This window comes from Burkholderia sp. Ac-20344 (assembly GCF_017104975.1).
In the GTDB taxonomy this organism is placed as follows: Bacteria; Pseudomonadota; Gammaproteobacteria; order Burkholderiales; family Burkholderiaceae; genus Burkholderia.
Genome location: NZ_JAAGPP010000054.1, coordinates 21,631 through 40,798 on the forward strand (window position 1 = coordinate 21,631; position 19,168 = coordinate 40,798).

The following is a 19,168-nucleotide window of genomic DNA, read 5'->3' on the forward strand; positions in this document are numbered from 1 at the left end:
CAATCAGTCCCGCCATCTGGCTCAGGTGGTGGGATTTTTTTCGTCCGTCATTGCCGATGTGCCGGATGCCCGAGCGCCGGCCCCTGCGAGTACGGACGAAAAAAAACGCATGTGCAGCTTCGCACATGCGTTCGACTGCGGCTTGCGCCGCATGCTGAGGTACCTTGTTAGTGCGTGACGCGCGTGACGCCGCCGCTCGACAGCAGTCGTACCCGCTCGCCGGCGCGGAATGCTTCGCCGCTTGCTGCCTGCGTGATCGAGCGCAGATCGCCGTTGTCGAGGCGAACGGTGATTTCGACACCGTTCGCCGTGCTGAGGTTTTCGCCGACCGCGTTGCCCGCGACCGCGCCGACGAGACCGCCGGCGATCGCGGTCAGGATCGATCCCTTGCCGCCGCCGATCGCGCTGCCTGCCACCGCACCGAGTGCGCCGCCGCCGAGCGTGCCGATCGCGCTGCCGCCGCCGTCGGACTGGATGCGCACCGCACGGACGCTTTCGACCGTACCCATGCGGACCGTCTGTTCGCGCTGCGCCTGGCCGACGCTATAGACATCCGCCGAGCCAGGCGCGGTGAAGCAGCCGGTGAGCGTCAGCGAGGCCGTCAGCATGGCCGCGAGCGTGAGGGTCTTTTTCGTCAACATCTTTGCTCTCCCACAATATTCATTTGAGACTGTAACCGAATGCAGTCTCGAAGCGCGCGTCGATCTCGGCGCGCGTCAGTACGTAAGTCTGGGGCCCCTGATGGGCGATCTTGATCGAGCCCATCAGGCTCGCGAGGCGCCCCGTGGTTGCCCAGTCGAGGCCATGCTCGATGCCGTACAGCAGGCCGCCCCGGAAGGCATCGCCGCAGCCGGTCGGATCGGCGATATGCTCGGCCGGCACGACAGGAATCTGCTCCGTGCCCTGCTTGTGGCGGATGGTCGCGCCGTGCTCGCCACGCGTAATGACGAGCGCGTCGACCCGGCTGGCGATTTCATCTTCGGACCATCCCGTCTTGTCGCTCACCAGCTTGGCCTCGTAGTCGTTGACCGCTACATAGGTCGCAAGTTCAATGCTGCGGCGCAGCGTCGCACCGTCGAACAGCGGCAGGCCCTGGCCCGGATCGAACACGAACGGCACACCGGCCTTGGCGAGCTCTTCCACGTGCTGCACCATCCCGTCGAAGCCGTCCGGGCCGACGATCGCGAGCTTGATGCCCGGCGCGTCGCCCGCGTGGTTCAGGTGCGACTGCATCATCGCGCCCGGGTGGAACGCCGTGATCTGGTTGTTGTCGAGATCGGTCGTGATCATCGCCTGCGCCGTATACGTATCGGCCAGCACGCGAACGTGGTCACGGCGCAGGCCGAGCTGGTCGAGCCGGTCGAGATACGGCTGTGCGTCGAGCGCGCCCATCGTCCCCATGATGCGCGCATCGCCACCGAGCAGGTTCAGCGCGTACGCGATGTTGCCCGCGCAGCCGCCGAATTCGCGGCGCATCGTCGGCACGAGGAAGCTCAGGTTGATGAGGTGCACCTGGTCGGGCAGGATGTGCTCGCGGAACCGCCCTTCGAAGGTCATGATGGAATCGTAGGCGATCGAGCCGCAAATCAACGTAGCCAAGGTGTGCGTTCCTGTAGAAATGAGGGACCCTGCGCGACAACGCCGCGCGAAAGGCGCGGCGCGGCAGGGGAAAGCGAAAGAGAGCTTACTTCAGTGCGGCGAGCGCAGCATCGTAGTTCGGCTCGTCCTTGATTTCGCCGACGAGTTCCGCGTGGATCACCTTGTCCTGCGCGTCGAGCACGACGACCGCACGTGCGGTCAGGCCGTTCAGCGGGCCGCTCGTCACGTCGACGCCGTACGCGTTCGCGAACGCGCGGCCGGTGCGGAACGTCGAAGCCGTCACGACGTTCTCGAGGCCTTCGGTCGTGCAGAAGCGCGTCGCGGCGAACGGCAGGTCGGCGGACACGACGACGACGACCGTGTTGTCGAGCGACGATGCGGCTTGGTTGAACTTGCGGGTCGACGTCGCGCAGGTCGGCGTGTCGAGGCTCGGGACGATGTTCAGCACCTTGCGCTTGCCGGCGAAGCTGGCGAGCGAGAGGTCGGCGAGGTCCTTGCCGACCAGCTTGAAATCGGCACCCTGTGCGCCGACGGCCGGGAACGTGCCGGCGAGATCGATCGGGTTGCCACCCAGCGTAACTTTGCTCATGTTCGTGCTCCGAAATAGCGCGCCGCTCGGGCGCGCGGGTTGAGACGGGCGCGCACGTGCGCGCCGCGGCGCGTCACGGATAGAAGATCTGGACGCGGAAATTCGAGGCGGGCGTGCCGTTCGTTTCGAGGCGGACGACCATCGTCTGCGTCGTGCCGGGCGGCAGCCCGGCGTCGATCGGCGTGCCCGGGCGCACGTAATCGCGCGGCGCGAGTACGCGGCGCACGATGACGTGGTTGGTGTCGTCGAGCAGCGTCAGCTCGAGCGACGGGTACGCGAGTGCGACGCGGTAGCGGTTCGTCAGCGGCACCTTCAACTCGAGCTCGCGCGGGCCGTCGAGCTGGCGCAGGTCGGTCGCGTCGAGCCGCAGGCCGTCGATCGCGCGCGGCGGCGCGACCTTGCAGCCGAGCGGCGCGCAGGCCTGCCGGAACCAGCCCTGCGTGACGGGCCAGTAGATCATCAGCGATTCACGTTGCCACCACGCGAGTTGCGCGACGAGCAGTGCGACCAGCACGGCAGCGACGAGGCCGCCGAAAAAACCGCCGAGCATCCCGCGCGGCTGCTGTGCGCGCGTCTCGCGCGTGACGGCGAAGTGTGGACGATCGTCGTCGGTCGGCGCGGCGGGGAACGGTGCGGCCGGTGCGTTGGTGGTTGCGGCTGGTGTCTCGTCGTGTCGTGCGGTGCCGGTGTCGGGCTCGGAACCGGCTTCGGTGACGGCCGGCGCCGGTGCGAACGCAAAACGCGGTTCGCGCAGCGCGCGTTCGTCGTCCGGCACGGCGAAGTGCGCGGTGCTGACGGGTTCGGCGGCATCGCGCGCGGCATCGGCGTCCGACGGAAGGTGGGCGACGAAGCGGGGCTCACGCGGGTCGCGTTCGACGGGCGCGGCCAATGGTTCGGTATCCTGCGGCGTCTGCGCCTGCAGCGATTCGGCCGGTTGCGCGACGGCAGCGGCGGTGTCCAGCTCGGTCGGGGAGGGTGCGAACGGTGCGGGCGTACCCGACAGGTGGACGACGCCGGCTTCGGTGGACGGAAGGGCAAGCGGGATCAGCGGCTCGGTGCGCACGGTCTGCACGCTGTGCTGCAGCGATGGGTCGACGCCGGCATCGAGCCACGGCGCCCACATGTCCCAGCCTTCCGGCTTGTAATCGGTGTCTGAAGGCGACCCGGCCGGCGCTTCGGCGGTGAACAGCCGAGGCGGGGCCTGATGGTGTGCGTCGCCGTCGTCCGGCGCGGCAGCCGGTTCGGTCAGGGCCGGCTCGGGCTGCTGCGCGTGCTCGGGAACGAGCGACTCGGATGCGTTGAAGACTTCGTGGCAGTGCCCGCAGCGCACGAGCCCTTGATGCAGCGAGAGCTGTTCCTGCTGCAGCCGGAAGACGGTTTCGCAATGAGGGCAGCGCGTCGCAAGAAGCATGTCGAGCCGGGCGGCCTGCTGGCCAGAGTGAAGGACAGCGCTATTCTAATGGCTTTCGCGCCGGGTTCCGGCGAGGCATACCCAACCTTCGTGTTCGCGCCAGACCGAGATGTCGACATAGCGTGCGTAGACGGCCGCGACTTCGTCCGCCTGGCGCGCGAGCACGCCCGACAGCGCGATGCGTCCGCCCGGCTTGACCTTCGACGCGAGCATCGACGCCATCAGCTTCAGCGGATTCGACAGGATGTTCGCGACGACGATGTCGAATTCGCCGTCCGGGCATGCATCGGGCAGCCCGTACGTGACTTCCGCACGGTTGCGTTCGCTGTTCTGCCGCGCCGATTCGACTGCCTGCGGATCGATGTCGATGCCGATGACGGGGTTCGCCCCGCATTTCTTCGCGAGGATCGCGAGAATGCCCGAGCCGCAGCCGTAGTCGAGTACCGACTGGCCGGGCTTCACCGACTGCTCGAGCCATTCCATGCAGAGGCGCGTGGTCGGGTGGCTGCCGGTGCCGAATGCGAGGCCCGGATCGAGTTCGAGGATGAGCGCGTCGGGATCGGGCGCATCGTGCCACGACGGCACGACCCAGATCCGCTCGCCGATCGGGATCGGCTCGAACTGCGATTGCGTGAGCCGCACCCAGTCCTGTTCCTCGACTTCGCGGACGGTGAACGTCGGCATTTCGGCGATGCCGATCTCGTTCGCGGCCGCCGCGAGCAGCACGGCCGGCTCATGGTCGGCCGCGAGCAGCGCGACCACGCGCGAGTGCTGCCACGCGGTGCGGTCGGGCACGAGGCCCGGCTCGCCGAAGAGTGGCTGTTCGTCGGGCGTGTCGGCGTCGGCGTCTTCCACGGATACCGACAGCGCACCGAGGTCGAGCAACGCGTCGGACAGTGCCTCCGCATGCTCGCGGGCCAGTTCGACGACGAGTTCGCGATAACTCATGCTTACGCTTCTTCCGGTGCGACCTGCTGCTTCTGGGCGAGCCGGTTTTCGAGGTAGTGAATGCTGGTGCCGCCTTCGACGAACTTCGAATCGATCATCAGCTCGCGGTGCAGCGGGATGTTGGTCTGAATGCCTTCGACGACCATTTCCGACAGCGCGATGCGCATCCGGCTGATCGCCTGCTCGCGCGTCGCGCCGTAGGTGATCAGCTTGCCGATCATCGAATCATAGTTCGGCGGCACGAAATAGCCATTGTAGGCGTGCGAATCGACGCGCACGCCGGGGCCGCCCGGCGTATGCCACGACGTGATCCGGCCCGGCGACGGCGTGAACTTGAACGGATCTTCGGCGTTGATCCGGCATTCGATCGCATGTCCGCGGAACTGGATGTCGCGCTGGCGCAGCGTGAGCTTCTCGCCGGCCGCGATGCGGATCTGTTCCTGCACGATGTCGACGCCCGTGATCAGTTCCGATACCGGGTGCTCGACCTGCACGCGCGTGTTCATCTCGATGAAGTAGAACTCGCCGTTTTCGTACAGGAATTCGAACGTGCCCGCACCGAGGTAGCCCATCTTCTTGCAGGCGTCCGCGCAGCGGTCGCCGATGCGGTCGATCAGGCGGCGCGGAATGCCGGGCGCCGGCGCTTCCTCGATCACCTTCTGGTGGCGGCGCTGCATCGAGCAATCGCGCTCGCCGAGCCAGATCGCGTTCTTGTGCGCGTCGGACAGCACCTGGATTTCGATGTGGCGCGGGTTCTCGAGGAACTTCTCCATGTACACCTGCGGGTTGCCGAACGCACGGCCGGCTTCCTCGCGGGTCATGTTGACCGCGTTGACGAGCGCGGCCTCGGTGTGCACGACGCGCATCCCGCGCCCGCCACCGCCGCCAGCCGCCTTGATGATGACCGGATAGCCGATCGTGCGCGCAATCTTGACGATCTCCTTCGGATCGTCCGGCAACGCGCCTTCCGAACCCGGCACGCACGGCACGCCGGTCTTGATCATCGTCTGCTTCGCGGTGACCTTGTCACCCATCATGCGGATCGTTTCCGGGCGCGGGCCGATGAACGTGAAGCCCGACTGCTCGACGCGTTCCGCGAAATCGGCGTTCTCCGACAGGAAGCCGTAGCCGGGGTGGATCGCCTCGGCATCGGTGACTTCCGCGGCGCTGATCAGCGCCGGCATGTTCAGGTAGCTCAGGTTCGACGGGGCCGGGCCGATACAGACGGCTTCGTCCGCGAGGCGCACGTACTTGGCTTCCTTGTCGGCTTCCGAGTAGACGACCACCGTCTTGACGCCGAGCTCGCGGCACGCACGCTGGATGCGCAGCGCGATTTCACCGCGGTTGGCAATGAGGATTTTTTCAAACATAGCGAGTATTCGTCTCTTCGAGGGGCGCGCGAACGGCGCCTGGCGAGCATCGGCGGTGCGCGGCCCGCAGGCCGCGCGGCGGACTTAGCCGATCACGAAAAGCGGCTGGCCGTATTCGACGGCCTGGCCGTTCTCGACGAGGATTTCCTTGATCACGCCGGCCTTGTCCGACTCGATCTCGTTGAGCAGCTTCATCGCTTCGATGATGCAGATCGTCTGGCCTTCCTTGACCGTGTCGCCGACCTGGACGAACGGGTCCGCGCCCGGCGACGGCGCGCGATAGAACGTGCCGACCATCGGCGACGTCACGACGTGGCCCTGCGGGACAGCCGGTGCGGCTGCACCGCCTGCGGCCGGCGCAGCAGCGCCGTCGGTCGGCAGCGCGACCGCCGGAGCGGGCGCGCTGACTTGCGGGGCATACCCAGCCGTCGGCTGCACGTAGACCGGCGGCGCGTTCTTGACGATGCGCACCTTGCCTTCGCCTTCCGTCACTTCCAGCTCGGAGATGCCGGATTCGGAAACGAGGTCGATCAGAGTTTTCAGCTTACGAAGATCCATCGGGAATTCCCCTTTCAATACGTGAAAGCGCCGGTTAGGGGCCGGCGCTGAATCTAGATCGCGAAATCAGCCGCGCGACGTGCCTTGCAGCTTGTCCAGCGCGTACTCGAGCGCGTACAGATAACCTTTCCAGCCAAGCCCGCAGATCACGCCTTCGGCCTGGTCGGAAAAGTAGGAGTGGTGCCTGAACGCTTCGCGGCGATGCACGTTCGACAGGTGAACCTCGACGAACGGGATGCCAACGCCGGCGATCGCGTCCCGGATCGCGACGCTCGTGTGCGTATACGCGGCCGGATTGATCAGGATGAAATCGGTCTGTTCCTCCCGCGCGGCCTGGATACGGTCGACCAGCGCGCCTTCATGGTTGCTCTGGAACGACGACAGTTCGGCGCCGGCTTCCCGGGCGCGCGCGGCAAGCGCCTGATCGATCTGTGCAAGCGTGACGCGGCCGTACACCTCCGGTTCCCGGGTGCCGAGAAGGTTCAGGTTGGGGCCGTGCAGCACCAGCAATCGTGTCATGGTCGCTTCTATTTCTGCGGAATTGCGCGAACTTTAGCGCTATTTAGAGAAATTTGTCTAGTTTTGCCGAACGGTCGAGCGCGCGGGACCCGCAAGAATTACCGGTGCGCATGCAAAGTATCGGCGAATTCACGCGAAATTGCGGCGATCGACAGACAAATCGCCGCCAACGTGCGGGCTGCCGTTCGGGCAGGTTACAGCGCGTCGAGCGTCTTTTTCAGCGCGGCCGGTTGGATTTGTCCCAATTTTGTCTCGCGAATCTTGCCGGTTTCGTCGATGACGACCGTAAATGGCAACGCGCCGGCGGTATTTCCGAAATTACGGGCCAGATCGGCGCCCGCATATCCGCTGACGAAGACCGGATAATCGACCTTCACCTTCTGCAGAAAGTTCTTCACGTTCTGTTCGGAATCGACGCCGATCCCGATGAAACGGATGCCTTTCTGCTTGTACTGGTGCGACAGCGCGACCAGCTCCGGCATCTCCTCGACGCACGGGCCGCACCATGACGCCCAGAAATTGACGACGACCTTCTGGCCCTTGAAGGCGGACAGCGTGGCCGGCTTGCCGTCGGTGCCCGTCAGCGATGCCGCCCACAATTGTTCGACCGGGCTGCCCTGGGCGGTGGTCGCGGCGACGGCGACACCGTCGTCGGACGGGCCGCGGAACCAATGGCCGGCGGCGAGCCCGCCGGCCACGGCGGCGGCCGCGACGACCGCGAGCGCCAACATGCGTTTCATCATCATCGTTGAATCATTCCGGTTCGGAAGGGGCCTTGCCTGCTTCGACGAGCGCGCGCAGCGCGGCGGCATCCGCACGGGCGACCCGGCCGCGCGCGTCGGCCTTGACCGCGCCGCGCAGGTCGTCGCTCGCATAGAGCGCGAGGTGGATGCCGATCGCGTCCACGTCGCGCTGCGGGCGCCACAGGAAACTGAGCGTCTCGACGTCGGCGCGGCCCGCGAAGTGCCGTGTCTCGGAGACGTCGTACTGGACGTTCTGGTTCAGCAGGTAGATCGCGACGTCCTTCGGGTTGTCGGTGAATGCCTGCAGATGGATATCCGAATGCGCGTTCGCGGTGCCGTTCAGCACGGCACCCGTCACATAAGGATGGAACTCGGCGAGCCGGCGCATCCAGTCGAGCGCGACTTCGCGCAGGCGGCGCAGTTCGTCCGGCTGCGTGTCGCTCTGGAACAGGGCGAGGTACTCGCGCAGTTCTTCCTCGATCTGGTCGTTATCCGGCAGCCATTCGCCGGCAACGCGCGAATCGCCCAGCAACTGGCGCGCGGCCTTGCGTTTCGCGCCGGCGTAGTCCAGGCCGTCTTCCGCGATCAGGCGGGCGGCGGACTGGGCGATTTCCTCGCGGACGCGCCGCGGGTCGAGAAGGGTTTTGCGAGACATGATCCGGCAATCATACTCGATCGCCGCGGCGCCCGAGCGCGGGTGCGACGGCCTGCCGTCCGGCGTGCCGGCACCGTTCGCGCGCAGCGTTCGGGCCGCCGGGCACGGCAGGCCGTCAGTTACAATAGTGCTCTTTGTGTCGCGGCAAAAGCCGTTGGCCGGGCGCCGGCCGCACGGCCCATCCGGCGCGCCGCACACGCACCCTTTCCGAATCGACGGCGCCCGGCGGCGCGAAAGCATTCATCTATGCACATCCACATTCTTGGCATCTGCGGCACCTTCATGGGCGGTCTCGCCGTACTCGCGCGCGAGGCGGGCCACACGGTGACGGGTTGCGACGCGGGCGTCTATCCGCCGATGAGCACGCAGCTCGAGGCGCAGGGCATCACGCTGATCGAGGGCTACGGCGCAGAGCAGATCGACCTGAAACCGGACCTGTTCGTGATCGGCAACGTCGTCACGCGCGGCAATCCGCTGATGGAGGCGATCCTGGATCGCGGCCTGCCGTACGTGTCGGGCCCGCAATGGCTCGGCGAGCACGTGCTCGCCGGCAAGTGGGTGCTCGCGGTCGCGGGCACGCACGGCAAGACGACCACGTCGTCGATGCTCGCGTGGCTGCTGGAGGACTCGGGCCTGAATCCGGGCTTCCTGATCGGCGGCGTGCCGCTGAACTTCGGCGTGTCGGCGCGGCTCACCGATTCGAGCTTCTTCGTGATCGAGGCCGACGAATACGATACGGCGTTCTTCGACAAGCGCTCGAAGTTCGTCCACTACCGGCCGCGCACCGCGGTGCTGAACAATCTTGAATTCGATCATGCCGACATCTTCCCGGATCTCGCTGCGATCGAAACGCAATTCCACCATCTCGTGCGTACCGTGCCCGGTGTCGGCCGGATCGTCACGAACGGCCGCTCGGACGCGCTCGAGCGCGTGCTGGCGCGCGGCTGCTGGAGCGAGGTCGAGCGCTTCGGCGTCGACGGTGGCTGGCAGGTGCTGCCGGCCGAGGACGGCGAGCCGGTCGACGAGCGCTTCGCGGTGTATTCGCATGCGGAACGCGTCGGCGAAGTCGCGTGGCAGGTGCAGGGCGATCACAACCGCATGAATGCGCTCGCGGCGATCGCGGCTGCGCGCCACGTCGGCGTGCCGCCCGCGCAGGCCGCCGCGTCGCTTGCGTCGTTCCGCAACGTGAAGCGCCGCATGGAAGTGCGCGGCAGCGTGGACGGCGTGACCGTCTACGACGACTTCGCGCACCATCCGACCGCGATCGAAACCACGATCGCCGGCCTTCGTGCGCGCATCGGCAGCCAGAATGCCCGCATCCTCGCCGTGCTCGAGCCGCGCTCGAACACGATGAAGCTCGGCGTGATGAAGGCGCAATTGCCGGCGAGCCTCGCCGACGCCGATCTCGTGTTCGGTTACGGCGCGCCGACCGGGCGCGACGCGCTCGGCTGGAATCTGGCCGAGGCGCTGACGCCGCTCGGCGCGAAGGCGCACGCATTCGACGACCTTCACCTGCTGGTGAAGTCCGTCGTCGCAGCCGCCCGCCCGGGCGACCACGTGCTCGTGATGAGCAACGGCGGCTTCGGCGGTGTGCATCAGAAGCTGCTCGATGCGCTCGGGAGCCGCACGTGATCCTGTATCTGCACGGCTTCCGGTCGTCGCCGGAATCGCAGAAGTCGCGCCAGCTCGCCGCGCGCATGGCCGAGCTCGGCCGCACCGACGAGTGGCGGTGCCCGTCGCTGTCGGTGTCGCCGCTCGAAGCGATCGCGGTCGCGGAAGCCGAGGTGGCCGGCGCGCGCGACGTGACCGTCGTCGGCAGCTCGCTCGGCGGCTATTACGCGACGTGGCTGGCCGAAAAGCACGGCTGGAAGGCCGTGCTGCTGAATCCGGCCATCGTGCCGCAGCGCGATCTCGAACAGCATCTGGGCGAACAGCCGCTTTATCACGGCGGCGGTACGATCGTCGTCGAGCGCCGTCACCTGCATGAACTCGATGCGCTGCGCGTGCCGGCGATCACGCGTGCCGAACGCTACTATCTGTTCGCGGCGACCGGTGACGAAGTGCTCGATTACCGCGAGATGCTTGCGCATTACCCCGGCGCGAAGACGCGGGTGATCGAAGGCAGCGATCACGGGATCAGCGAATTTGCCGACTATGTCGACGACGTTCTCGCCTTTTGCGACGGAAAGACGTCTTAAAGCGGCCCTGTGCCGATCGAATTCCCATCATCATGCGGCGCCGCCGACGCGGCGCCCGGCAGTCTGAACGAGAGTACTGAGTGAACGTTTTCTTCGAGGAATCGGGCAGTTTCAAGGCGGGCAGCGTGCTGTCGCGCCAGGGCGACGCATTTCAGGTCGAGTTGCCCGGCGGGCGGCGTGCGAAGGTGCGCGCGAAAGACGTGCTGATCGAATTCGACAAGCCGGCCGCTGGCGAACTGATGCAGGAGGCCGACACGGCCGCGCAGCAGATCGATCTGGATTTCCTGTGGGAATGCGCGCCGACCGACGAATTCGCGTATACGGCGCTCGCCGCGGAATACTTCGGTGCGACGTACGGCCCGGTCGAGCGCGCAGCGCTGGTGTTGCGACTGCACGGCTCGCCCGTCTACTTCCGCCGCAAGGGGCGCGGCCAGTACCAGCGTGCGCCGGAAGAGCAGCTCAAGATGGCGCTCGCGTCGCTCGAGCGCAAGCGCCAGCAGGCGCTCGTCCAGGCGCAGTATGAAGAGGAACTGAAGGCCGGCAAGCTGCCGGACGCGTTCGCGGGCAAGGTGCTCGGGCTGCTGACACGGCCGGACAAGAACGCGATCGAATACAAGGCGATGGAAGCGGCGGCCGGTGCGCGCGGCGTGTCGCCGGCGCGGCTGATGCTCGACTGCGGCGGCATTGCGTCGCCGCGTGCGCTGCACGAAGCGCGTTTCCTCGCGGAGTTCTTCCCGCATGGCACGGGCTTTCCGGCCGTCGCGGTCGGCGCGCTGCCGGACGACCTGCCGCGCGCGGACGTCGAGGCGTTCTCGATCGACGACATCACGACGACCGAAATCGACGATGCGTTCTCGGTCGAGCACCTGTCCGACGGCCGGGTGCGGATCGGCGTGCACATCGCGGCGCCGGCGCTCGGCATCGTGCGCGGCGACGCGGTCGATGCGATCGCGCGCACGCGCCTGTCGACCGTCTACATGCCGGGCGACAAGATCACGATGCTGCCGGACGACGTCGTCGACGTGTTCACGCTGAAGGAAGGCGATTACCGCCCGGCGCTGTCGCTGTACATCATCGTCAACCGCGAAACGCAGGAGATCGTCGCGAACGAAACGCGCGCCGAGCTCGTGTTCGTGAAGAACAACCTGCGCCACAACCACCTCGACGAACTGGTCAACGAAGAGACGCTCGCGGCCGGCACCGGCGACTATCCGCACAAGGACGACATCGCCGTGCTGTGGCCGCTCGCGCAGGCGCTGTTCGAGAAGCGCCAGGTCGCGCGCGCGGGCTACGGCCTGAAGCGCGAGGTGCAGCGCAACACCGACTACAACTTCTACGTCGAAGGCGAGCACGTGACGATCACGCCGCGCCGCCGCGGGTCGCCGCTCGACCTGATCGTGTCGGAGCTCGCGATCCTTGCGAACTCGACCTGGGGCGCATTCCTGCACGACCACACGGTGCCGGGCATCTACCGCTCGCAGCGCGGCTTCGGCGCGCCGGGCCCGAAGCGCACGCGGATGCAGACGACGGCCGCGCCGCACGAAGGCCTCGGCGTGGCGCAATACGCGTGGAGCACGTCGCCGCTGCGACGCTACGTCGACCTCGTGAACCAGTGGCAACTGCTCGCGTGCGTGCAGCATGGCGTCACCGCGAAGCTCGCCGCACCGTTCAAGCCGAAGGACGCCGACCTGTACGCGGTCGTGCAGGGCTTCGACGACACCTACACGGCCTACGCCGACTACCAGCGCCGGATGGAGTATTTCTGGTGCCTGCGCTGGCTCGCGCAGGAGCAGAAGAAGCAGGTCGTCGCGAGTGTCGTGAAGGGCGATCTCGTGCGCCTCGAGGAAATTCCGCTGCTGCTGCACGTGCCGGGGCTTGGCGTGCATGCGCGCGGCACGCGCGTGCTGCTCGACGTGATGTCGCTCGACGAACTGACGATCGAGGCGTCGGTGCGGTTGCTGAACGTGCTCGACGCGCCGACCGTGACGAGCGGCGATGCGGCCGAGGAAGAGGATGACGCCGAAGGCGGCGACGACACGCTGATCGACGCCGAAGACGCAACGGCCGAAACCGAAGCCGAAGCGCTGGCGGAAGCGGACGGCGCAGTGGACGGTGAAGGCGGCGAAGCCGCGAGCGGCAACGCCGGCGAAGAGGGGCGCGCATCATGACCGCGGTTGCGTCGACGAGCGGCGCCGACCGCTATGTCGTGTTCGGCAACCCGGTGGCGCACAGCAAGTCGCCGTTCATCCACGCGCAGTTCGCCGCGCAGACCGGCGAGCCGGTCGAATACACGCACCGGCTCGCACCGGTCGACGGTTTCGAGGCGGCCGTGCGGGCATTCGTCGCGGAAGGCGGTCGCGGCGCGAACGTGACGGTGCCGTTCAAGCTCGAAGCGCATGCGCTTGCCGACACGCTGTCGCCGCGCGCGGCGGCGGCGGGCGCGGTGAATACGCTGCGCATCGACGCCGATGGCCGCATCCATGGCGACAACACCGACGGCGTCGGCCTCGTGCGCGACATCGAGGCGAATCTCGGCGTGTCGCTGGCGGGTGCGCGCATCCTGCTGCTCGGCGCGGGCGGCGCGGCGCGCGGTGTCGTGCTGCCGCTGCTCGACCGCGCGCCGCTGTCGATCACGATCGTGAACCGTACCGCGAGCAAGGCCGAGGCGCTCGTCGGCCAGTTCATGCAGGCCGCGCACGATGCGGGCTGTACGCTCGCGGGCGGCGGCCCCGACGTGGTGCGCGCGGAGCCGTACGACGTGGTGATCAACGCGACGGCCGGCAGCCTCGATGCCGCGCTGCCGGAGTGCGATGCGGCTGCATTCGGCGCGGGCACGCTCGCGTACGACATGATGTACGGCGCGCAGCCGACGGTGTTCATGCAGCATGCGGCGTCGCTCGGCGCGCGCACGGCCGACGGGCTCGGGATGCTCGTCGAGCAGGCGGCCGAATCGTTTTTCATCTGGCGCGGCGTGCGGCCGGACGGCGCGCCGGTGCTGGCCGCGCTGCGCCAGGCGCTCGCGGCAAGCTGAACGGAGCGCGGCACGTGGTGGCGGTGAGCGGCACGCAGCGCACGCGGACGGTGAGCCCGGCCCGCTGGATCGTCTATGCGGGATCGGTGTTCGCGGGCGCGTGGGTCGCGACGCAGCTGTTCTATCTCGCGCAGATCGCGTTGTGGTCGTTCATCAATCCCGGCTCGACGGCGTTCATGCGCACCGACGCGTGGTGGCTGTCGCGCGACAAGCCGCCCGCGCAGATCCAGCACCAGTGGGTGCCGTACGACCAGATCTCGCGCAACCTGAAGCGCGCAATGATCGCGTCGGAAGACTCGACCTTCGCGACCAACAGCGGCTACGACGTCGATGCGATCCTGCAGGCGTGGGAGAAGAACAAGGCGCGCGGCCGGATCGTCGCGGGCGGCTCGACGATCACGCAGCAGCTCGCGCGCAACCTGTTCCTGTCGCGCGAGAAGAGCTACATCCGCAAGGGGCAGGAGCTCATCATCACGTGGATGCTCGAAACGGTGCTCGACAAGGAGCGGATCTTCGAGATCTACCTGAATTCCGTCGAATGGGGACGCGGCGTGTACGGTGCCGAAGCGGCCGCACGCTATTACTACAGGATTCCCGCAAGCCGGCTCGGCGCGTGGCAGTCGGCGCGTCTCGCGGTGATGCTGCCGAAGCCGCGCTGGTTCGACGCGCATCGCGGCTCGGCCTACCAGGCGCAGCGCGCAGCAGTCATTGCCCGCCGGATGGGTGCGGCCGAGCTGCCGCAATCGGAGTGAACGGCGCGCTCGCGCCGTCGCATTGTCCGTTTCACCGCCCATGCGTCGTTTGTGCGCTGCAGCGCATTCGTGTCGAGCGCATTTCGGGCCACATCCTTTAGACGAATTCGTCTATTTCGTTTTACTGAGCAATACCGGGCGCCATGCGATTTTGTTAGTCGATATGGCGCGAAATTCATGGATTTTTAGTTTCCTCGGGTAAACGCGAAAGTCCGTGAAAGGCACGTGAAATGCAACGTTTCGCGAATCGAAGCATTCCTGAAAGGTGTGCGCTGCACCGGTCGCCGGCCAAATATTTCAAAATTTTTCAAAGCTGAAGGGCTCGCGTATATTGGCCAGCGCCTCGGCTTATCGGCCGCAATCGAGGCGGGGGGGCGGCTTATCCGGCTGCTCGACACAAAAAACATCCGAGAGAAGGAACGCAACGATGCCAGCGAGCAAAGCGAAGCTGTTGTTGGGAGTGGTGTTTTCTTCGCTGATTCTGACGGCCTGCAACGACGACGTGACATCGTCCACTACTGCCAGCGCCAACAGCTCAGCCGATCCCGCCAGCCAGGTGGACAGGGCGTACAACGATCCGAACAGTTACTCGTCGAGCGCGAACGCGTCGCTCGACGCCTCCGCCGCGGTCGAGAAGGCCGCTGTCACGCATCACCAGATCACCCTCAACGGCAAGACGATCCGCTACACGGCCACGGCCGGCCACCTCGTCGCGCGCAATCCGCAGACCGGCGCGCCCGAAGCATCGTTCTTCTATATCGCCTATACGGCTGACAACCAGCCCGCGGCGAAGCGGCCCGTCACGTTCCTGTACAACGGCGGCCCCGGCTCGGCATCGGTGTGGCTGCACCTCGGCTCGTTCGGCCCGCGACGGATCCAGACGGGCGACCCGAACGCGAACACGTCGACGTTCCCGTTCGTCGACAACCAGGAAAGCCTGCTCGACACGACCGACCTCGTGTTCGTCGATGCGATCGGCACCGGCTTCTCCGAAGCGGTCGCGCCGAACACGAACCAGACGTTCTGGGGCGTCGACCAGGACGGCGCCGCGTTCCGCGATTTCGTGACGCGCTACCTGACCGTGAACCAGCGCAACGATTCGCCGAAATACCTGTTCGGCGAATCGTACGGCACGCCGCGTACCGACGTGCTCGCGAACCTGCTCGAGACGGCCGGCGTGAAACTCGCCGGCATCGTGCTGCAGTCGTCGATCCTGAACTACAACACGAACTGCGACATGGCGAGCGACTACATCGGCAACTCGAACAACGGGGCGAGCCCGGTGAGTTGCGCGGGCTTCGTGCCGTCCTATGGCACCGTCGGCGCGTACTACCAGCTCGATAATCCGAACCCGTCGAGCCTGCCGCAGTATGCGGACCAGATGCGCCTGCTGACGGCCGGCAGCTACGCGCCTGCCGTGAACGCGTACCTGGCGAGCCATACGCCGCCGCCGCCGACCCTCGTCACGACGATGGTGAATTCGACCGGCGTCAAGCAGTCGCTGTGGAATGCGGACTTCAACGTGGTCCCGACCTTCTTCGACAACAGCTTCCAGCTGTCGCTGATTCCGGGCACGCTGATCGGCCGCTACGACGCGCGCGTGAACGTGCCGCTGTCGAGCCCGCTCGCGGCGGACGGCGATCCGTCGAGCTCGTTCATCACGAAGCCGTTCACCGACACGATCGGCAGCTATTTGCCGAACGAGCTGAAGTACACCGCGCAGTCGGCGTATTCGTTGAGCAGCAATGCGATCAACACGTGGGACTGGACGCACGACGGTCTCGCGATGCCTGACACGATCCCCGATCTGGCCGCGGCGCTGTCGCTGAATCCGCAGCTGAAGGTGCTGTCGCTGAACGGGTATCACGACATCGCGACGCCGTTCTACCAGACCGAGCTCGACCTCGCGCGGCTCGGGACGCAACCGAACCTGACGATCAAGGACTATCAGGGTGGACACATGGTCTACCTCGACGATACGTCGCGTCCGCAGGAGAAAGCCGACCTCGTGACCTTCTACAACGCGGCCGCGCACTGATGCTGCGCCAGGCCGGCGACGCGCGCCCGCGGTGGCGCCTCGCCGGCCGTCGACGACCTCATTCCAGACTGGAGCCTGATATGAAGAATCGTTTCATCGTCGTTGCCGCGGCGCTCGCCTGTGTCGGCGCCGCCGCATCCGTATCCGCGTTCGCGCAGGCGAGCGACGCCGCCGCACCGGCGCGTGCGCGCCAGGCGCAGCTCGGAGATCCGTACGTGCCGCCGGCCGCGCGCAAGCCGACCGCCGGCACGCAGACGACCGGCGCCGCGCTGCATGCGCAGGTGGTGCGCAAGCTCGCGCAGCAGTTCAGCGCGGCCGATACGCAGAACACGGGGGCGATCACCGAGTCGCAGGCACGCGCGGCCGGCCTCGGCTATGTCGCGAACCACTTCCGGCAGATCGATTCGGGCGGCAACGGCCGTGTGTCGTTCGCGGACGTACAGCGCTACATGCAGGCACGCAGCACGAGCCAGCAGTAAGCGCGGCGCGCGGTGAGCAAACGGGGGGCGGAACCTGCGAGACGGCGGGTTCCGCCCCCGTGCACATGGCGACGCCGTGATGTCGCGCCCGCGGCGGATTCCCGTCGAATTCTCATTATCTGGACAACGCATTCAAATATTGGAGACGAGTGCGTGCGCTCCTACAATCCGAAGCACATCGACAGCTTCGGACCCACGCATCGCGCGGCGCCCGACGCACACGGAGACACCTTCCATGAAGTTCGCCGGGCGCTTTACACGGTGCATCGACCGCCGCCTTGTCGCGACGCCGGACGCAGTTCCGGCGCCGCGCGAACGGCTTCACCGGTTCCGTTGAAGAAGCCCGCTCCATGACCAAGATGCCCGACTCCCTTGCCCTCGACGCCCGGCGCGCGACGCCGGTCGAAGCGTCGCTGACCGACAGCATCGGCGCGACCAGCACGCCGCTCGATCTCGCTGCGCAGCAGGCCGGTACGCAGACGCTGCTGCGCGGTCTTGCGATCCTCGAGGCGATCGCGAACGGCGCGCGCGACATGCGCGCGATCGGCGCCGCGCTCGGCACGACGCGCAGCACCACGCACCGCCTCGTCAGCAGCCTCGTGCAGGCGCGCTACCTGCGCCAGGTGCAGGGCGGCTACCTGCTCGGCCCGAAGCTGATCGAACTCGGCACGATCGCGCTCGAGCAGATGCCGCTCACCGCGGTGGCGCGCCCGCACCTCGAAGCGCTCGCGGAAGCGACGCTCGACACGATCCACCTCGGCGTGCGCGACGGCGACGACGTGCTGTACATCGACAAGATTCCCGGCACGCGCGGCCTCGAGATGCGCTCGCGCGTCGGCCACCGGATGCCGCTCGCGTCGACCGGCATTGGCAAGGCGATGATGCTCGACACCGATCCCGACACGTGGCGCTCGCTGTTCGAGGCCGCCCGGCGTGCGCTCGCCGGCGTCAATTTCAAGCCGGACAACCGGCCCGAGACGAGCGCGTTCCTGCAGCGCATGGCACATTACGCCGCCGGCGGCTATACGTTCGATCTCGAGGAGAACGAGGCGTCGATCCGCTGCGTGGCCGCGCCGATCCGCGACGCGTCGGGCGCGATCGTCGCGGCCGTGTCGGTCGCGAGCACGATTCCGTACATGCCGCACGACCGGATGGACGAACTGATTCCGCTCGTGCAGCGCGAAGCGCGAGCCATTTCCGCGGAACTGGGCTGGAGCCCGCCGCAGGGTACCCGCAGGATCAAACGATGACGACTTCGACCCGGCCCGTTCCGGATGCCAGCTCTGCCCCCCCGTCGCTGATCGCGCTCGACTGGGGCACGACGTCGCTGCGCGCGTATCTGTACGACGCGCACGGCGCGCTCATCGACACGCGCAGCCGCCCGGCGGGCGTGATGCATGTGCCGGGCGGCGGCGCACGCGCGTTCGACGCGGTGTTCGAGGAAGCGTGCGGCGACTGGCTCGACCGCACGCCGGGCTTGCCGGTGCTCGCCGCCGGGATGGTCGGCAGCGCGCAGGGCTGGCGCGAGGCGCCGTACGTCGCGGTGCCGGCCGGCGCCGACGCGCTCGTCGCGGGCCTCATCACGGTGACGACGTCGCGCGGCACGACGATCTCGATCGTGCCCGGCGTCATCGCCACGGGTGAATTGCCCGACGTGATGCGCGGCGAAGAAACGCAGATAGTCGGTGCACTCGCGAGCGATCCCATGCTTGGCGCCGATCGTTCAGGGGTACTGATCGGCCTGCCGGGCACCCATGCGAAATGGGCGTGGGTGAAGGACGGGCTGATCGAGCGCTTCCAGACCTTCATGACGGGCGAGCTGTTCGCGGTGCTGCGCGACCACACGATTCTCGGCCGCACGATGCGTGCCGGCGCGTTGCCCGATCGCGCGGCGTTCTTGCGCGGCGTCTCGGTGGCGCGCGGTGCGCAGCGCACGGGGCTGCTCGCGACGATCTTCAGCACGCGCACGCTCGGCCTGACCGACCGGCTCGCACCCGATGCGCAGGGCGACTACCTGTCGGGCCTGCTGATCGGCCATGAGCTCAACGCGCTCGACGCGATGCTCGCGGAGCGCGGCATCGCGCTCGCGGACCAGCCGCTGCTGCTGATCGGCGACGACGGCCTGTGCGCGCGCTACGCCGATGCGCTCCGGGAATTCGGCCATCCGCACGCGCGCGTCGTCGCGCATGCGACCGAGCGCGGCCTGTGGCGGATCGCGTCGCGCGCCGGGCTCGTGCGCGCGGACGGCGAGCCCGTCTGCGTCGATCAATGAACTGCT

19 protein-coding genes are annotated in these 19,168 nt (G+C 67.2%); 9 read left to right on the forward strand and 10 right to left on the reverse strand.

The genetic code is table 11. The features are described from left to right. Positions 1-167: 167 nt before the first annotated feature. The 10 genes from G3N64_RS18545 to G3N64_RS18590 all read right to left on the reverse strand — a co-directional run bounded on the left by G3N64_RS18545 (position 168) and on the right by G3N64_RS18590 (position 8,392). Positions 168-641 (reverse strand): glycine zipper 2TM domain-containing protein, encoded by a 474-nt coding sequence (locus G3N64_RS18545; RefSeq protein ID WP_021161893.1) that lies wholly within the window; start codon positions 639-641, stop codon positions 168-170. A 19-nt stretch (positions 642-660) separates the two neighbouring features. After that, a complete protein-coding gene (locus G3N64_RS18550; RefSeq protein WP_205785236.1) occupies positions 661-1,599 on the reverse strand; it encodes a carbohydrate kinase family protein in 939 nt (312 codons plus the stop codon). 85 nt (positions 1,600-1,684) lie between these two features. Continuing rightward, on the reverse strand, positions 1,685-2,188 hold the full coding sequence (gene tpx, locus G3N64_RS18555; RefSeq protein WP_089494059.1) for a thiol peroxidase: 504 nt from the start codon (positions 2,186-2,188) through the stop codon (positions 1,685-1,687). A gap of 73 nt (positions 2,189-2,261) precedes the next feature. Then, positions 2,262-3,599 (reverse strand): DUF3426 domain-containing protein, encoded by a 1,338-nt coding sequence (locus tag G3N64_RS18560; protein WP_205785237.1) that lies wholly within the window; start codon positions 3,597-3,599, stop codon positions 2,262-2,264. A gap of 45 nt (positions 3,600-3,644) precedes the next feature. Beyond that, positions 3,645-4,547: a 50S ribosomal protein L11 methyltransferase gene (prmA, locus tag G3N64_RS18565; protein ID WP_205785238.1), complete on the reverse strand. Its 903-nt coding sequence runs from the start codon at positions 4,545-4,547 to the stop codon at positions 3,645-3,647. Between the two features lie 2 nt (positions 4,548-4,549). Further along, positions 4,550-5,917 (reverse strand): acetyl-CoA carboxylase biotin carboxylase subunit, encoded by a 1,368-nt coding sequence (gene accC, locus G3N64_RS18570; protein ID WP_205785239.1) that lies wholly within the window; start codon positions 5,915-5,917, stop codon positions 4,550-4,552. 84 nt (positions 5,918-6,001) lie between these two features. Further along, positions 6,002-6,475: an acetyl-CoA carboxylase biotin carboxyl carrier protein gene (accB, locus tag G3N64_RS18575; RefSeq protein ID WP_205785240.1), complete on the reverse strand. Its 474-nt coding sequence runs from the start codon at positions 6,473-6,475 to the stop codon at positions 6,002-6,004. 66 nt (positions 6,476-6,541) lie between these two features. Continuing rightward, the gene (gene aroQ / locus G3N64_RS18580; RefSeq protein WP_011350880.1) at positions 6,542-6,994 is read right to left on the reverse strand and encodes a type II 3-dehydroquinate dehydratase; all 453 of its coding nucleotides are present in this window, start codon (positions 6,992-6,994) and stop codon (positions 6,542-6,544) included. Positions 6,995-7,188: 194 nt separating this feature from the next. Beyond that, the gene (locus G3N64_RS18585; RefSeq protein WP_205785241.1) at positions 7,189-7,740 is read right to left on the reverse strand and encodes a TlpA disulfide reductase family protein; all 552 of its coding nucleotides are present in this window, start codon (positions 7,738-7,740) and stop codon (positions 7,189-7,191) included. A 7-nt stretch (positions 7,741-7,747) separates the two neighbouring features. After that, positions 7,748-8,392 (reverse strand): UDP-N-acetylmuramate--alanine ligase, encoded by a 645-nt coding sequence (locus G3N64_RS18590; protein WP_205785242.1) that lies wholly within the window; start codon positions 8,390-8,392, stop codon positions 7,748-7,750. Positions 8,393-8,638: 246 nt separating this feature from the next. On the opposite strand from G3N64_RS18590, the gene mpl reads away from it, so the two are divergent. From mpl to G3N64_RS18635, 9 genes are all read left to right on the forward strand, one after another. After that, positions 8,639-10,024, forward strand: a complete 1,386-nt coding sequence (gene mpl, locus G3N64_RS18595; RefSeq protein WP_205785243.1) for a UDP-N-acetylmuramate:L-alanyl-gamma-D-glutamyl-meso-diaminopimelate ligase — start codon at positions 8,639-8,641, stop codon at positions 10,022-10,024. Then, positions 10,021-10,590, forward strand: a complete 570-nt coding sequence (locus G3N64_RS18600; protein ID WP_043191364.1) for a YqiA/YcfP family alpha/beta fold hydrolase — start codon at positions 10,021-10,023, stop codon at positions 10,588-10,590. Before mpl ends, G3N64_RS18600 begins: the two co-directional genes overlap by 4 nt. 80 nt (positions 10,591-10,670) lie before the next feature. Beyond that, a complete protein-coding gene (locus G3N64_RS18605; RefSeq protein ID WP_205785244.1) occupies positions 10,671-12,758 on the forward strand; it encodes an RNB domain-containing ribonuclease in 2,088 nt (695 codons plus the stop codon). Further along, positions 12,755-13,621 carry a shikimate dehydrogenase gene (aroE, locus tag G3N64_RS18610; protein WP_205785245.1) on the forward strand — a complete coding sequence of 289 codons (867 nt, stop codon included), beginning with the start codon at positions 12,755-12,757 and terminating at the stop codon, positions 13,619-13,621. Before G3N64_RS18605 ends, aroE begins: the two co-directional genes overlap by 4 nt. A 14-nt stretch (positions 13,622-13,635) precedes the next feature. Further along, positions 13,636-14,373: a monofunctional biosynthetic peptidoglycan transglycosylase gene (mtgA, locus tag G3N64_RS18615; RefSeq protein ID WP_205785246.1), complete on the forward strand. Its 738-nt coding sequence runs from the start codon at positions 13,636-13,638 to the stop codon at positions 14,371-14,373. A 427-nt stretch (positions 14,374-14,800) separates the two neighbouring features. Continuing rightward, positions 14,801-16,411 carry a peptidase S10 gene (locus tag G3N64_RS18620; protein ID WP_205785247.1) on the forward strand — a complete coding sequence of 537 codons (1,611 nt, stop codon included), beginning with the start codon at positions 14,801-14,803 and terminating at the stop codon, positions 16,409-16,411. Between the two features lie 80 nt (positions 16,412-16,491). Beyond that, positions 16,492-16,890, forward strand: a complete 399-nt coding sequence (locus G3N64_RS18625) for an EF-hand domain-containing protein (protein ID WP_205785248.1) — start codon at positions 16,492-16,494, stop codon at positions 16,888-16,890. A 350-nt stretch (positions 16,891-17,240) separates the two neighbouring features. Continuing rightward, complete coding sequence (locus G3N64_RS18630; RefSeq protein WP_205785249.1) at positions 17,241-18,140, forward strand: IclR family transcriptional regulator; 900 nt, start codon at positions 17,241-17,243, stop codon at positions 18,138-18,140. After that, on the forward strand, positions 18,137-19,162 hold the full coding sequence (locus tag G3N64_RS18635; protein ID WP_205785250.1) for a 2-dehydro-3-deoxygalactonokinase: 1,026 nt from the start codon (positions 18,137-18,139) through the stop codon (positions 19,160-19,162). Before G3N64_RS18630 ends, G3N64_RS18635 begins: the two co-directional genes overlap by 4 nt. The last annotated feature ends 6 nt before the right edge of the window (positions 19,163-19,168 follow it).